Raw genomic sequence first — 15,080 nt, 5'->3', positions numbered from 1 at the left:
GCTTTACCACCAGAGCATTTGTGTCAAACAGGTGCTGCACACAATGACCAAGTACGTCTTTGTCACCGGCGGTGTGGTGTCCTCGCTGGGCAAGGGCATCGCTTCTGCATCGCTCGCCGCGATCCTCGAATCGCGCGGCCTCAAGGTCACCCTCATCAAGCTGGATCCGTACCTCAACGTCGATCCGGGCACGATGTCCCCGTTCCAGCACGGCGAGGTGTTCGTCACCGACGACGGCGCCGAGACCGACCTCGATCTGGGCCACTACGAGCGCTTCATCAGCACCCGCATGAAGCGCAGCAACAACTTCACCGCCGGCCAGATCTACAAGACGGTGCTCGAGAAGGAACGCCGCGGCGACTACCTCGGCAAGACGGTGCAGGTGATCCCGCACGTCACCAACGAGATCCAGGAATTCGTCAAGCGCGGCGCGGCCGACGTGGACGTGGCGATCGTCGAGATCGGCGGCACGGTCGGCGACATCGAGTCGCTGCCCTTCCTCGAGGCCGTGCGCCAGATGGCGCTGCGCGCCGGTCCGAGCAACTCGGCCTTCGTGCACCTGACCTACGTGCCGTGGATCGCTGCCGCCGGCGAGCTCAAGACCAAGCCGACCCAGCACACGGTGCAGAAGATGCGCGAGATCGGCATCCAGCCCGACGCGCTGCTGTGCCGCGCCGACCGCGAGATCCCCGAGGACGAGCGCGACAAGATCTCGCTGTTCACCAACGTCGCGCCGCAGGGCGTGATCTCGATGTGGGACGTCGACACCATCTACAAGGTGCCGCGCATGCTGCACGAGCAGCGGCTCGACGAGCTGATCTGCATGAAGCTGCAGCTGCTGACCAAGGCCGCCGACCTGCGCCGCTGGGACAAGCTCGTGCACGAGGTCGCGCACCCGAAGCACGAGGTGACGATCGCGATGTGCGGCAAGTACACCGACCTGTCCGATTCGTACAAGTCGCTGAACGAGGCGCTGCGCCACGCCGGCATCCACAACCATGCGCGGGTGAAGATCGAGTACGTCGACTCCGAGACGCTGGGCGACGACAACATCGACCAGCTCGCCAAGTACGACGCGATCCTGGTCCCGGGCGGATTCGGCAAGCGCGGCGTCGAGGGCAAGATCCGCACCGCGCAGTACGCGCGCGAGCACAAGATCCCGTACCTCGGCATCTGCCTGGGGATGCAGGTCGCGACGATCGAGGTCGCGCGCCACCTCGCCGGCCTCGAGGGCGCGAACAGCACCGAGTTCGAGCCCGACACCCCGCACCCCGTGATCGCGCTGATCGACGAGTGGCAGGACAGCGACGGCACGATCCAGAAGCGCGACGCCAACTCCGACATGGGCGGCACGATGCGCCTGGGCGCGCAGAGTTCGGATGTGGCGCCGGGCACCCTCGCCTACCAGATCTACGGCAAGGTCGTCACCGAGCGGCACCGCCACCGCTACGAGGCCAACGAGCACTACCTCGAACGGCTGCAGAAGGCCGGCCTGGTGATCTCGGCGATCACGCAGCGCGAGAAGCTGACCGAGATCGTCGAGCTGCCGCAGTCGCAACACCCGTGGTTCGTCGGCGTGCAGTTCCACCCCGAATTCAAGAGCACGCCGTGGGACGGTCACCCGCTGTTCACGAGCTACGTGAAGGCCGCGCTCGATCACCACCGCGAGGCCACGGCCGAGAAGGTGGCTGCATGAAGGAGGATCAGGCATGAAGCTGTGCGGCTTCGACATCGGCCTCACGCAGCGGTTCTTCCTGATCGCCGGCCCGTGCGTGATCGAGTCCGAGCAACTGCAGATGGACGTCGCCGGGCAGCTCAAGGAGATGACCGCCGCGCTCGGCATCCCGTTCATCTTCAAGAGCAGCTTCGACAAGGCGAATCGCTCGTCGGGCAGCACCTTCCGAGGCCCCGGCATCGACAAGGGCCTGGAGATCCTCGCCAAGGTCAAGCGTGAGCTGAACGTGCCGGTGCTGACCGATATCCACGACGAATCGCAGATCGCCCAGGTCAGCAGCGTGGTCGACGTGCTGCAGACGCCGGCCTTCCTGTGCCGCCAGACCGATTTCATCCGCGCCGTCGCCCAGAGCGGCAAGCCGGTGAACATCAAGAAGGGCCAGTTCCTCGCGCCGCACGACATGAAGAACGTGATCGACAAGGCCCGCGCCGCCGCGCGCGAGAAGGGCCTGCCGGAAGACAACTTCATGGCCTGCGAACGCGGCGCGAGCTTCGGCTACAACAACCTCGTCTCGGACATGCGCAGCCTGGCGATCATGCGCGAGACGAACGCGCCCGTCGTGTTCGACGCGACCCACTCGGTCCAGCTGCCCGGGGGCCAGGGCACGAGCTCCGGCGGCCAGCGCGAATTCGTGCCGGTGCTGGCGCGCGCCGCGATCGCGGTCGGCGTCGCCGGCGTATTCATGGAGACGCACCCCGACCCGGCCCACGCGATGAGCGACGGTCCGAACGCGGTGCCGCTGAAGCACATGCGCGCGCTGCTCACCCAGCTCGTCGCGCTCGACCGGGTGATCAAGACCCAGCCGCTGCTCGAGAACGACTTTTCCTGCTGACCCGATTCCCTGAACCCGGAGAGAACCTGAATGAGCGCCATTGTCGATATCGTCGGTAGAGAAATCCTCGACAGCCGCGGCAACCCGACCGTCGAGTGCGACGTGCTGCTGGAGTCCGGCACGATGGGCCGCGCCGCGGTGCCGTCGGGCGCGTCCACCGGCTCGCGCGAGGCGATCGAGCTGCGCGACGGCGACAAGTCGCGCTACCTCGGCAAGGGCGTGCTCAAGGCCGTCGAGCACGTCAACACCGAGATCAGCGAGGCGGTGCTGGGCCTTGACGCCAGCGAGCAGGCCTTCCTCGACCGCACGCTGATCGACCTGGACGGTACCGAGAACAAGAGCCGCCTCGGCGCCAACGCGACGCTGGCCGTCAGCATGGCCGTCGCGCGCGCCGCGGCCGAGGAATCGGGCCTGCCGCTGTACCGCTACTTCGGCGGCATGGGCGGAATGCAGATGCCGGTGCCGATGATGAACGTCATCAACGGCGGCGCGCACGCCAACAACAACCTCGACCTGCAGGAGTTCATGATCATCCCGGTCGGCGCGCCGAGCTTCCGCGAGGCGGTGCGCTACGGGGCCGAGGTGTTCCATGCGCTGAAGAAGATCCTCGGCGACAAGGGCATCAGCACCGCGGTCGGCGACGAAGGCGGCTTCGCGCCCAGCGTCGCGAGCCATGAAGCGGCGATCAAGATGATCCTGGAAGCGATCGACAAGGCCGGCTACACCGCGGGCTCGCAGATCGCCATCGGCCTGGACTGCGCGGCCAGCGAGTTCTACAAGGACGGCAAGTACCACCTGGAGGGCGAAGGCCTGACGCTGAGCGCGCCCGAGTGGACCGACATCCTCGCGACCTGGGTCGACAAGTACCCGATCATCAGCATCGAAGACGGCATGCACGAGGGCGACTGGGACGGCTGGAAGCACCTGAACGAGCGCCTCGGCTCGAAGGTGCAGCTGGTCGGCGACGACCTGTTCGTCACCAATACCAAGATCCTGCAGCAGGGCATCGAGAAGCGCGTCGCGAACTCGATCCTGATCAAGATCAACCAGATCGGCACGCTGACCGAGACCTTCGCCGCGATCGAGATGGCCAAGCGCGCCGGCTGGACCGCCGTGATCTCGCACCGCTCCGGCGAGACCGAGGACTCGACGATCGCCGACATCGCGGTGGGCACCAACGCCGGCCAGATCAAGACCGGCTCGATGAGCCGCAGCGACCGCATCGCCAAGTACAACCAGCTGCTGCGCATCGAGGAGGACCTCGGCGACGTCGCGACGTACCCTGGCCGCGCCGCGTTCTACAACCTGCGCTGACCCGGTTCGCGCGCCACCGCCATGCGCTACGTCTCGCTCGCGCTGATCGCGCTGATCGGGCTCGTCCAGGCCGAACTGTGGTTCGGCAAGGGCGGCGTGCCGCGCATGCTGGAGCTGCGCGGCAAGCTGGCGGAGCAGCAGGCGGCCAACGCGGCCGACCGCGCGCGCAACGCGCAGCTGGTCGCCGAGGTGAGCGACCTGAAAGAGGGCCTCGAGATGGTCGAGGAGAAGGCGCGCTTCGAGCTCGGCATGGTCAAGCCCGACGAAATCCTGGTGCAGGTGTCGGCGCCCAAGCGCTGATGCACTGCATCGCAACCCGCCGTCCCTGAGGTCCGCCGGTGGAGTCGCTGCTGCATGCGCTGCAGCCCTTTTTCGCGCCGGCCTTCACGCTCTGGGCCACGCCGGTCAGCGCGCTCGAGATCGTCGCGTTCGTGCTCGCGGTTCTGATGGTCGTGCTCAACATGCGCGTCAACCCCGTTGCGTGGCCGCTCGCGATCGTCAGCTCGCTGCTCTACTTCGCGCTGTTCTGGAACAGCCGCCTGTACGGCGACGCGAGCCTGCAGATCTTCTTCGCGGTCGTCGCGCTGTGGGGCTGGTGGCAGTGGCTGCGCGGCACGCAGGCCGATGGCGCCGAGCTGCGCGTGCGCGCCCTGCCCGCGCGCGGCCGCTGGTGGCTGCTCGCCGCCCTCGCCGCGGCCTGGCCCGCGACCGGCCTGTTCCTGAAGACTTTCACCGACACCGACGTGCCCTGGTGGGACGCGTTCCCGACCGCCGCCAGCGTGATCGGCCAGTGGCTGCTCGGCCGCAAGTACATCGAGAACTGGCTGGCGTGGATCGTCGTCAACGTGGTCAGCGTCGGGCTGTTCGCATACAAGGGCCTGTGGCTGACGACCGTGCTCTACACGCTGTTCATCGCGCTGTCGTTCGCCGGCTGGCGGGCGTGGCGACGGATGCTGCCGTGAGCGAGGAGTCCGACACCCCGCGCGGGCTCGTGATCGCGCTGCTCGGTGCCGAAAGCACCGGCAAGACGACGCTCGCCCACGCCCTCGCGCAGACGCTCGCGGGCGAGGGTCGCGACGTCGCCGTCGTCCCGGAATACCTGCGCGAGTTCTGCGACACCCACGGCCGCACGCCGCGGATCGACGAGCAGCGCGGCATCGCCGCCGAGCAGATGCGCCGCATCGCCGCCGCCGCGGCGGCGCATGCGGTCGTGATCGCCGACACCACCGCGCTGATGATCGCGGTCTACAGCGACCAGGTCTTCGGCGACACCAGCCTCTACGCGGACGCGCAGGCCGCCCACGCGCAGGGCTGCGACCTGACGCTGCTGACCGCGCTCGATCTGCCGTGGCAGGCCGACGGCCTGCAGCGCGACGGCCCGCAGGTGCGCGAGCCGGTCGACGCCAAGGTGCGCGCCGCGCTCGCGCGCGCAGCCGTGCCCTACGCGGTGGTGTTCGGCAGCGGCGAGACGCGCGGGGATGCCGCGCTCGCCGCGGTGCGCCGCGCGCTCGCCGGGCCGCCCGCCGAGTCCGGCGCGGCACGCTGGCACTGGCACTGCGAACGCTGCGGCGACGCCGACTGCGAGCGCCACCGCCTGCTGCCGCTCGGCTGAGCCGTCAATCCGCAGCGCCGCCCGCGGGCTCCGCGACGCCCGTTGGTTCCACGCCGCCGAACGCGGCGAGAATGAGCGCGACCCACGACGAGGGAGCTCGATGTCCCGGAGCTGTCTGACCTGCGGTGCCCATCACGCCGACGACGCGAAGTTCTGTCGCGCGTGCGGCAGCCCGCTCCCGATCGCGGCGGGCGCGGCCGCGGCGGCCACCGCACCGTCGTGCCGGGCCTGCGGCCAGCCGATCCGCCCCGGCTCGCGTTTCTGCTCGCAATGCGGCGCCGCGCTGCCGGCTGCCCAGGCGACGGCAGAGCCGCGCGCGGTGCCGCCGCCATCGATCGAGGTGGTCCGCGCGGTGCCGTGGAACCCGGCGGACTCCGCCGCCGCGACCGCCCCGCGCGCCAGCCCGAACCGCCGCCCGCCGTTGATGTGGCCGGCGCTCGGCGGCGGCGCCGTCGTGCTCGCCGCGTTCATGCTGTGGTGGTACGGCGCGATGCGGGTGCCCGAATCGCCGAGCTTCGATGCGTCGCCGCCGCCGGCCGCGCTCGAAGCGATCCGTCCCGCCTCGGCCGCCTCGGCCGAGGCGGCCGCGACCGCAGCGCCGCGCGCCGCGCCTGCCCTCGCCATCGACACGCCCGGCCCCGACGGCATGATCACCGAGACCGCGGACGACGCGGCGCGCCCGGCGCGCACGTCCCGGGCGAATCCGGAACCGCGCGCGCCTGCGACGGTTGCGTCCGACGCCGCGCCGGCGTCCCGTCGCGTTCAAGCGGCCGCGCGCCCGACGCCGCGCGCACCCGCCGCGGCGCCGGCGTTCCGCACCGCCGCGGAGCGCTGCGCCGATCGCAGCCTGGTCGCGCGCTCGATCTGCCAGTCGCGCGAATGCGCGCGCCCCGAGCACGCGAACGAACCGATGTGCCAGCGCATCCGCGCCGCCGAGGACCGGCGCCGCGAGCCCTAGCCGCGCGCAGGTCGCGGTGGCGCCGGCTCAGTGCGTCGCGGTCGAACCCGGCGCCTGCTGGCCGGGCGGCGTGAAGAGCCCACCCACGTCGACCGGATCGAAGTGGTACTTGAGCCCGCAGAAGTCGCACGCGATCTCGACCCGACCCTGCTCCGCGATGATCCCGTCGATCTCCGCCCGGCCCAGGCTCTTGAGCATGCTGCCGACGCGCTCGCGCGAGCAGCTGCACGCGAAGCGCGGGCCGGACTCGTCGCGCAGCGCCGGAAAGCGCCGCAGCGGCTCCTCCCAGAACAGGCGGCGCAGGATCGTGTCGGCATCGAGCGTCAGCAGTTCCTCGCGCGTCAGCGTGCCGGCGAGCAGCGACAGCCGGTTGAACGATTCGTCCAGGCCGATCAGGTCCTCGTTGCGCTGCGCGCCCTGCAGGTTGCCCTCGCCCTGCACCGGCAGGCGCTGGATCAGCAGGCCCGCGGCCACGTTGTCGTCCGCGGCCAGGATCAAGCGCGTGTCGAGCTGCTCCGACTGCAGCATGTAGTGCTCGAGCACCTCGCCCAGGTGCTGCAACGGCTCGCGCTGGTCGCCGTGCAGCGCGACGACGCCCTGGTACGGCTGCTGCCCCGGCCGGCGCGATTTCGGGTCGAGCGTGATCGCGCAGCGGCCCTGGCCGTGCACGTTGAGCATCGCCTCGAGCCGCGCGCTGTCGGCCACCTCGCCGACGACCTTCGCGGTGACGCGGAACGCGAGGTCGTCCTGCACCTCGGCCACCGCGAGCTTGACCGGCCCGTCGCCGAACATCTGCAGCACCAGCGCGCCGTCGAAGCGCAGGTTCGACTGCATCAGCACCCCGGCCGCGGCCATCTCGCCGAGCAGCGCGCGCACCGGCGCAGGGAAGGCATCGGCGGCGTCGGCGCGGCGCGTCAGCACCTCCTGCCAGCCGTCGGTCAGCCGCACCAGCATGCCGCGCACCGGCAAGCCCTCGAAAATGAACTTGTGCAGCTCGCTCATCCGATCTTCTTCAAGCCGCTCGCGAAGCGCCGCGCGTTCTCCACGTAGTGCTCGGCACTGCGTTGCAGGCCGGCGATCTGCTCCGGCGTGAGCTGGCGCACCACCTTCGCGGGCGAGCCGATGATCATCGAGCCGTCGGGGAACTCCTTGCCCTCGGTTACCAGCGCACCGGCGCCGACCAGGCAGTTCCGGCCGATCTTCGCGCCGTTGAGCACCACCGCCTGGATGCCGATCAGCGAGCCGTCGCCGACCGTGCAGCCGTGCAGCATCACCTGGTGGCCGACGGTCACGTTGGCGCCCAGCGTGACCGGGAAGCCCCGGTCCGCGTGCAGCACGCTGCCGTCCTGCACGTTCGAGCCCTTGCCGATCGACAGCAGCTCGGTGTCGCCGCGCAGGATCGCACCGAACCAGACGCTCGCGTCCTCGGCGAGCTCGACGTGGCCGATCACCTGCGCGCTGTCCGCGACCCACGCGCCGGGCGCGAGACGGGGGCGGTGGGCGTCGAGTTCATAGAGGGCCATGCGGGTCACCGGTCGGTCGTTCGGAAGCCCGCGATTCTAGGCGTCGGCCCGTGGCCGCCGCGGGGTGGGGCCTATGATCGCCGCCCATGAGCTTCGACGCATCCGTCCCGGCGCGGCAGCACGCGCTGGACCTCCTCGCGCTGCCCGATCCGCGCGAGAAGGCGATGCGCACGCGGGCCCTGTTCGACGCGCTAGACGCCCTGCCGATGGCCCCGGCCGCGCAGCTCGAACCGACTGGCCCCCTGCCCGGCCGCCCGCCGCTGCCACGCCTGGTGCCCGCCAAGTCGGTGCCCACGCGCTCGCCGTTCACGCTCGACGGCCGCGCCGCGCTGCTGCACGCGGTCACGCACATCGAGTTCAATGCGATCAACCTCGCGCTCGACGCCGTCTGGCGCTTCCCGGGCATGCCACCCGACTACTACCGCGACTGGCTGCGCGTGGCCAGCGAGGAGGCGCTGCACTTCACGCTGCTGCGCGAGCACCTCGTGACGCTCGGCTTCGACTATGGCGCGTTCGACGCCCACGACGGCCTCTGGTCGATGACGCAGCGCACCGCGCACGACCTCACCGCGCGCATGGCGCTGGTGCCGCGCACGCTGGAGGCGCGCGGTCTCGACGCCGCCCCGCCGATGCAGGCCAAGCTGCGCCAGGCCGGCGACCTGCGCGCGGTCGAGATCCTCGACGTGATCCTGCGCGACGAGGTCGGCCACGTCGCGATCGGCAACCGCTGGTACCGCTGGCTGTGCGCGCGCGAGGGCCACGAGCCCGTGTCCTACTACGCCGAACTCGCGCGCCGCTACGAGGCCCCGAAGCTGCGCCCGCCCTTCAACACCGCCGCGCGCCTGGCGGCCGGGTTCACCGCGGCGGAGATCGCCGAACTTTCCTGACGCGACCGACATGACCACCACCACCGTCTTCATCGCCGGCTTCCACCACGAGACCAACACCTTCGCGCCCTCGCCGGCCGACTGGGCCTCGTTCGAGGCCGGCGCCGGCTACCCCGCGTATGCGCGCGGCGACGCGATGCTGACCCAGATGGCGCCGACGGCGCAGGCGCTCGGCGGCTTCATCGGCGAGGCCGTCGAACACGGCTGGGCCCTGCGCCCGTCGGTCTGGGCCGGCGCGATGCCGTCGAACCGCGTCACCGCGGACGCCTTCGCGCGCATCTGCGACGAGATCGTCGAGGACCTGCAGCGCGGCGGCTTCGACGCGGTGTTCATCGACCTGCACGGCGCCGCCGTCGCCGAGGGCGCCGACGATGCCGAGGGCGAGCTGCTGGCGCGCATCCGCGCCGTCATCGGCCCGGCGATGCCGCTGGTCACGACCCTGGACCTGCATGCCAACGTCACCGCCCGCATGCTCGACCAGGCCACCGCGATGACCGCCTACCGCACCTACCCTCACGTCGACATGCGCGAGACCGGCGTGCGCGCGGCGCGCATGCTGGCGCGGCGGCTGGTGCCGGCCGCGGCGGAGCGCGCGCTGCATGCCGAGCGCGTGCTGTTCCTGCTGCCGCTGAACGCGCAGTGCACGCTGATGCAGCCGGCCGCGTCGGTGATCACGCTGCTGGAGCAGATCGAGGCGCAGCACGATGTCGAGCTCAGCTTCGCGATGGGCTTCTCGGCCGCCGACTTCGCCGAATGCGGCCCGGTGCTGTTCGGCTACGGCATCGACCCGGCGCGGGTGCGCGGCGCGGTGCAGCAGCTGCACACCGAGGTCGCGGTGACGCGCCGCGCCGACTGGAAGGTCGAGCTGCTGGAACCCGATGACGCGATCGAACGCGCCATCGCGCTCGCACTCGCGCCCGAGGCCACGCGCCCGGTCGTGATCGCCGACACGCAGGACAACCCCGGCGCCGGCGGCGATGCCAACACCACCGGGCTGCTCCACGCGCTGCTGCGTGCGCAGGCCGGCGCGCGGCTGCCCGGCGGCGTCGCGATCGGCCTGCTGTTCGACCCCGAGGCGGCGCAGGCCGCGTGCGCCGCGGGCGTCGGCGCGACGCTGCCGCTGTCGATCGGCCGTGCCGTCGGCGTCGTCGGCGGGCGCACGACGGAGCCGCCGGTGCAGGCCGCCGCCGCGCGCGTGCTCGCGGTCAGCGACGGCGTCGTCGCGATGCACGGGCCGATGACCGCGGGCGCGACGATGCGGCTCGGGCCGAGCGCGTGCATCGAGGTCGAGGGCATCCGCGTGCTGCTGGCCAGCGCCAAGGCGCAGATGCTCGACCTGGACCTGTACCGCTACCTCGGCGTGGAACCCGAGCAGATGAAGCTGCTGGTCAACAAGAGCTCGGTGCACTTCCGCGCCGCGTTCGCGCCGATCGCCTCGCACATCCTGGTCGCCAAGGCGCCCGGCCCGATGGCCGCCGACCCGGGCGACCTGCCGTGGACGAAGCTGCCCGCCGGGATGGCGACGCGACCCTGACCGACCGGCGCCTACAGCGGCGCCATGAAGTAGCGCTTCAGCCCGGCCAGGATCATCTCGACCGCGATCGCGGTCAGCACCAGGCCCATCAGCTTCTCGAGCGCCGAGACGACCGAGTCGCCGACCAGCCGGCGGATGCGGTCGCACAGCAGCAGCACCGCGCCGGACACCGCCATCGCGCCCCCCAGCGCGCCGACCCAGGAGAGCACCTTGTCCGGCTGGCGCGACGCGAGCAGCAGCACCGTCGCCATCGCCGACGGCCCCGCCAGCAGCGGCACCGCGAGCGGGAAGATCAGCGGCTCGCGCCCCTCCGGCACGCCGTACACGCCACCGGCATGGCCGAAGATCATGCGGATCGCGACCATCAGCAGGATCACGCCGCCGGCCACCTCGAGCGCGCGCTCGGACAGGCGCATCACGTGCAGGAAGCCCTCGCCGAGAAACATGAACGCGACCAGCACGCCGAACGCGATGCCGACCTCGCGCACGGCCACCCCGACGCGGCGCTCCGGCGGCACCGTCCGCATGATCGGGATGAAGACCGGCAGGCTGCCGAGCGGGTCGAGCACCAGCAGCAGCAGGATGAACGCCGAGAGGAAGCTGTGGTCCATGCGGCGCGATTGTGGGGGCCGCGCGCCGCCGCGTCGATCAACCCGCGGGCACCTTGCACCCGGGGTCGCGCGGCAGCGGCATGACATCGAGCGCACGCCCCCACAGCGCGCGCCACGGCGCCCAGTCGTGACCGCCCTGTTCCGTGAACACGTGCGACGGCGGCAACGCGGCGGCAAGCAGCTCGTCGCCCGCCCGGAACCGGTCGTCGAGCCCGTAGCCGAGGTAGAGCGCCGGCCGCTGCGGCGGCTGCACGACACCGGCGTAGGGCTGCAGCCAGCGCCACACGATCGTGTCGATGTCGCCCGGGTCGAGCGCGCCGGTCGGCGCACGCCAGCGCTGCAGGCCGCCCTGCGCCCGCAACTCCTCGGTCAGCGCGCGCTTGCCGAGGTACGGACCGAGCGCGACGATTCCGTCGATCAGTTGCGGCTGCCCTTCCGCATAAATGAGCGCGCCGAACGCGCCGATCGAGATGCCGAGCAGCCAGACGTGGGGGTAGCCCTGCGCGCGCGCCGGGCCGATCACGTCCTGCTGCAGCCGCACGGCGATGCTGCGGTCGCTGTAGTAGCCGACATGCGCGTCGACGATCACGATGTCGGCCGCGATGCCGCGCGCGCGCACCGCCGCGACCATGCCCTCGTCGACGAACTCCTCGGGCCGCGACCACGAGCCCGGCAGCATCACCAGCAGCGTGTCCGGCCGCGCGCTGCACGGTGCGGGCAACCGCAGCGTGCCGATCGGCACCGTCACCGGCCGCCACAGCGCGCAGCCGCCGAGCAATGCCAGGCACACGCCCCCCGCGAAGCGGCGGACTTTCGTGAACGCGTGATTCGTCATATCTGAATATCATCCCGCCAATGGTCCAGCTCGCACTCAGGCGCCCGTACGCCTTCATCGTGATGGCGATGCTGATCGTGCTGGCGACGCCGTTCGCGCTGCTGAAGATGGCGACCGACATCTTCCCCGAGATCGACATCCCGGTCATCAGCATCATCTGGAACTACAACGGCCTGTCCGCGCAGGAAATGGGCCAACGGATCACGGCGCAGAACGAGCGCAGCCTGACGACGACGGTCAGCGACATCGAGCACATCGAGTCGCAATCGCTCGCCGGCATCGCGGTGATCAAGGTCTTCTTCCAGCCCGGCGCGAACATCCAGACCGCGCTGGCGCAGGTCGTCGCGATCGCGCAGACGCAGCTGCGCCAGCTGCCGCCGGGGATCACACCGCCGCTGATCATCAAGTACTCGGCCTCCAGCATCCCGGTGATCCAGCTCGGCCTGTCGAGCCCGGTGCAGCCCGAGCAGGCGCTGTTCGACGCCGCGATCCAGACGCTGCGCCCGCAGCTGATCACGATCCCCGGCGTCGCGGTGCCGTTCCCGTACGGCGGCAAGAACCGGCTGATCTCCGTCGACCTCGACATGGCGGCGCTGCAGGCGCGCGGCATGGCGCCGGCCGACGTTGTCAACGCGATCAACCTGCAGAACCTGATCCTGCCGGCGGGCACCGCCAAGTTCGGCGCCACCGAATACGCGGTGCGGATGAACGGGTCGCCGAACGAGATCGCCGGGCTCAACGACCTGCCGATCCGCACGGTCGGCGGCACCACCACCTACCTGCGCGACGTGGCCTACGTGCGCGACGGCTTCTCGCCGCAGACCAACATCGTGCGCCAGGACGGCGTGCGCGGCGTGCTGCTGTCGGTGCTGAAGAACGGCGGCGCCTCCACGCTCGACATCGTCTCCAGCCTGCGCGCGCTGCTGCCGCAGGTCGCGCAGGTGCTGCCGGCGGACATCAAGATCACGCCGCTGTTCGACCAGTCGGTGTTCGTGAAGGCCGCGGTCAAGGGCGTGGTGATCGAGGCGCTGATCGCCGCGGCGCTGACCGCGGCGATGGTGCTGCTGTTCCTCGGAAACTGGCGCAGCACGCTGATCATCGCGCTGACGATCCCGCTGTCGATCCTCAGTTCGGTGCTGGCGCTGCAGGCGCTCGGCCAGACGCTGAACCTGATGACGCTCGGGGGCCTGGCGCTGTCGGTGGGCATCCTGGTTGACCAGGCGATCGTGACGATCGAGAACATCGAGCGCCACCTGCACATGGGAACGAAGCTGAACGAGGCAATCCTGACCGGCGCGCACGAGATCGGCGCCGCCGCGTTCGTCTCGACGCTGTGCATCTGCATCGTGTTCGTGCCGATGTTCTTCCTGTCTGGCGTCGCGCGCTTCCTGTTCGTGCCGCTGGCCGAGGCGGTGGTGTTCGCGATGGTCGCGTCCTACCTCCTTTCGCGCACGCTGGTGCCCACGCTGGTGATGCTGTTGATGGGCGGGGTGCACGCGGCCCATGCCGCCGACGCCGCGAGCGGCCGGCCGGCCAGTGCGCTGCAGCGCCTGTACCGCCGCTTCGACGCGCAGTTCGAGCGCGTGCGTCGCGCCTACACGCTGATGCTGTCGTCGCTGCTCGCGCACCGCGCGCGCTTCGCGGTCGCGTTCCTCGCGTTCTGCCTGCTGTCCTGCGGGCTGTACCCGTTCCTCGGGCGCGACTTCTTCCCGACCGTCGACGCCGGGCAGATCCGCCTGCACATGCGCGCCGCCACCGGCACGCGGATCGAGGAAACCGCGCGCATCGCCGACCAGGTCGAAGCCGCGATCCGCGAGCTGATCCCGCAGGACCAGCTCGAGACCATCCTCGACAACCTCGGCGTGCCGAACAGCGGCATCAACCTGTCGTACAGCAACGCCGGGACGATCGGCACGCTGGACGGCGAGATGCAGCTCTCGCTCAAGGAAGGCCATCGCCCGACCGAGGAGTTCGTCTCGCTGCTGCGCGCCGAACTGCCCAGGCGCTTCCCCGGGATCGAGTTCTTCTTCCAGCCGGCCGACATCGTCACGCAGATCCTGAACTTCGGCCTGCCGGCGGCGATCGACGTGCAGTTCACGGGCAACAACATCACCGCCAACGCCGCGCTCGCGGCCGAGCTGACCAAGGAGATCCGCCAGATCCCCGGCGCCGTCGACGCGCACGTGCACCAGCGCCTGGACGCCCCGGCCGTCGACCTGCAGGTGGACCGCTCGCGCCTGCAGCAGCTCGGCCTGACGGTGCAGAACGTCGGGCAGAACGTGCTGATCGCGCTGTCCGGCAGCTCGCAGACCGCGCCCGCGTTCTGGCTCAACCCGCAGAACGGCGTGGTCTACAGCATCGCGGTGCAGACGCCGCAGTACCGCGTCGATTCGCTCGACGCGCTGCTGAACCTGCCGGTCGCGTCGACCGGCGCGGCCGCCACGAACAACGGCAGCACGCAGCTGCTCGGCAACCTGGTCGAGGTGGCGCCGGGGCGGCAACCGGCGATCGCATCGCGCTACAACATCCTGCCGGCGATCGACGTCTACGTCAGCGTGCAGGGCACCGACCTGGCCAGTGTGGCCGCCGCGGTGAAGCAGAAGGTCGCGGCGATCGAGAAGAAGCTGCCGCGCGGCAGCCAGGTGGTGATGCGCGGCCAGGTGCAGACGATGGAGGCGTCGTTCATCGGCCTGGGCGTGGGTCTGGCGATGGCGATCGTGCTCGTGTACCTGCTGGTCGTCGTGACGTTCCAGTCGTGGATCGACGCGGCCATCATCATCACCGCGCTGCCGGCCGCGCTCGCCGGCATCGCGTGGATGCTGTTCATCACCGGCACCACGCTGTCGGTGCCGGCGCTCACCGGCGCGATCATGACGATGGGCGTGGCCACGGCCAACTCGATCCTGCTGGTCTCGTTCGCACGTGACCGGCTGCAGGCCGGCGTGCCGCCGCTCTCGGCCGCGCTCGAGGCCGGCGCCACCCGCATCCGCCCGGTGCTGATGACCGCGCTGGCGATGATCATCGGCATGATCCCGATGGCGCTCGGCCTCGGCGAAGGCGCCGAGCAGAACGCGCCGCTCGGCCGCGCGGTGATCGGCGGGCTGCTGTTCGCGACCGTGTCCACCCTGCTGTTCGTGCCGGTGGTGTTCGCCGGCGTGCACCGGCGCCTCGCGCAGCGGCGCACTGCGCAGGTGGGTCACGGCGCGCCGCCCGCACAACCCTTGCCCCAGGAGTCCTGA

The 15,080-nt window shown here is 70.7% G+C and carries 14 protein-coding genes; 10 read left to right on the top strand and 4 right to left on the bottom strand.

The window, feature by feature from the left end:
- Positions 1-43 precede the first annotated feature (43 nt).
- From ACWH49_RS20670 to ACWH49_RS20640, 7 genes are all read left to right on the top strand, one after another.
- On the top strand, positions 44-1,696 hold the full coding sequence (locus ACWH49_RS20670) for a CTP synthase (RefSeq protein ID WP_448173178.1): 1,653 nt from the start codon (positions 44-46) through the stop codon (positions 1,694-1,696).
- A gap of 13 nt (positions 1,697-1,709) precedes the next feature.
- Positions 1,710-2,567, top strand: coding sequence for a 3-deoxy-8-phosphooctulonate synthase (gene kdsA, locus ACWH49_RS20665; protein WP_448173177.1), 858 nt, complete (start codon positions 1,710-1,712; stop codon positions 2,565-2,567).
- Positions 2,568-2,597: 30 nt separating this feature from the next.
- The gene (gene eno / locus ACWH49_RS20660; RefSeq protein WP_448173176.1) at positions 2,598-3,881 is read left to right on the top strand and encodes a phosphopyruvate hydratase; all 1,284 of its coding nucleotides are present in this window, start codon (positions 2,598-2,600) and stop codon (positions 3,879-3,881) included.
- Positions 3,882-3,902: 21 nt separating this feature from the next.
- The gene (gene ftsB, locus ACWH49_RS20655; protein ID WP_448173175.1) at positions 3,903-4,181 is read left to right on the top strand and encodes a cell division protein FtsB; all 279 of its coding nucleotides are present in this window, start codon (positions 3,903-3,905) and stop codon (positions 4,179-4,181) included.
- 38 nt (positions 4,182-4,219) lie between these two features.
- On the top strand, positions 4,220-4,843 hold the full coding sequence (gene pnuC, locus ACWH49_RS20650) for a nicotinamide riboside transporter PnuC (protein WP_448173174.1): 624 nt from the start codon (positions 4,220-4,222) through the stop codon (positions 4,841-4,843).
- Positions 4,840-5,493 carry an AAA family ATPase gene (locus ACWH49_RS20645; RefSeq protein ID WP_448173173.1) on the top strand — a complete coding sequence of 218 codons (654 nt, stop codon included), beginning with the start codon at positions 4,840-4,842 and terminating at the stop codon, positions 5,491-5,493. The genes pnuC and ACWH49_RS20645 overlap by 4 nt, the downstream gene beginning before the upstream one ends.
- Before the next feature lie 100 nt (positions 5,494-5,593).
- Positions 5,594-6,451 carry a zinc ribbon domain-containing protein gene (locus ACWH49_RS20640; protein WP_448173172.1) on the top strand — a complete coding sequence of 286 codons (858 nt, stop codon included), beginning with the start codon at positions 5,594-5,596 and terminating at the stop codon, positions 6,449-6,451.
- A gap of 27 nt (positions 6,452-6,478) precedes the next feature.
- On the opposite strand, the gene hslO is transcribed toward ACWH49_RS20640, so the two are convergent.
- Positions 6,479-7,453 (bottom strand): Hsp33 family molecular chaperone HslO, encoded by a 975-nt coding sequence (gene hslO / locus ACWH49_RS20635; protein ID WP_448173171.1) that lies wholly within the window; start codon positions 7,451-7,453, stop codon positions 6,479-6,481.
- Positions 7,450-7,974 (bottom strand): gamma carbonic anhydrase family protein, encoded by a 525-nt coding sequence (locus ACWH49_RS20630; protein ID WP_448173170.1) that lies wholly within the window; start codon positions 7,972-7,974, stop codon positions 7,450-7,452. The genes hslO and ACWH49_RS20630 overlap by 4 nt, the downstream gene beginning before the upstream one ends.
- Positions 7,975-8,060: 86 nt before the next feature.
- On the opposite strand from ACWH49_RS20630, the gene ACWH49_RS20625 reads away from it, so the two are divergent.
- Positions 8,061-8,861 (top strand): ferritin-like domain-containing protein, encoded by an 801-nt coding sequence (locus ACWH49_RS20625; protein WP_448173169.1) that lies wholly within the window; start codon positions 8,061-8,063, stop codon positions 8,859-8,861.
- Positions 8,862-8,871: 10 nt separating this feature from the next.
- Positions 8,872-10,395 (top strand): M81 family metallopeptidase, encoded by a 1,524-nt coding sequence (locus tag ACWH49_RS20620; RefSeq protein ID WP_448173168.1) that lies wholly within the window; start codon positions 8,872-8,874, stop codon positions 10,393-10,395.
- A gap of 11 nt (positions 10,396-10,406) precedes the next feature.
- On the opposite strand, the gene ACWH49_RS20615 is transcribed toward ACWH49_RS20620, so the two are convergent.
- Positions 10,407-11,006 (bottom strand): MarC family protein, encoded by a 600-nt coding sequence (locus ACWH49_RS20615; protein ID WP_448173167.1) that lies wholly within the window; start codon positions 11,004-11,006, stop codon positions 10,407-10,409.
- A gap of 37 nt (positions 11,007-11,043) precedes the next feature.
- Positions 11,044-11,841 (bottom strand): alpha/beta hydrolase, encoded by a 798-nt coding sequence (locus ACWH49_RS20610; RefSeq protein WP_448173166.1) that lies wholly within the window; start codon positions 11,839-11,841, stop codon positions 11,044-11,046.
- A gap of 20 nt (positions 11,842-11,861) precedes the next feature.
- Between ACWH49_RS20610 and ACWH49_RS20605 the strand changes: the two genes are divergently transcribed.
- Positions 11,862-15,080, top strand: a complete 3,219-nt coding sequence (locus ACWH49_RS20605) for an efflux RND transporter permease subunit (RefSeq protein WP_448173165.1) — start codon at positions 11,862-11,864, stop codon at positions 15,078-15,080.

It is taken from the genome of Rhizobacter fulvus, from assembly GCF_964020785.1.
Note: the sequence above shows the minus strand (reverse complement) of the source record. Positions and strands in the feature narration are given on the sequence as shown.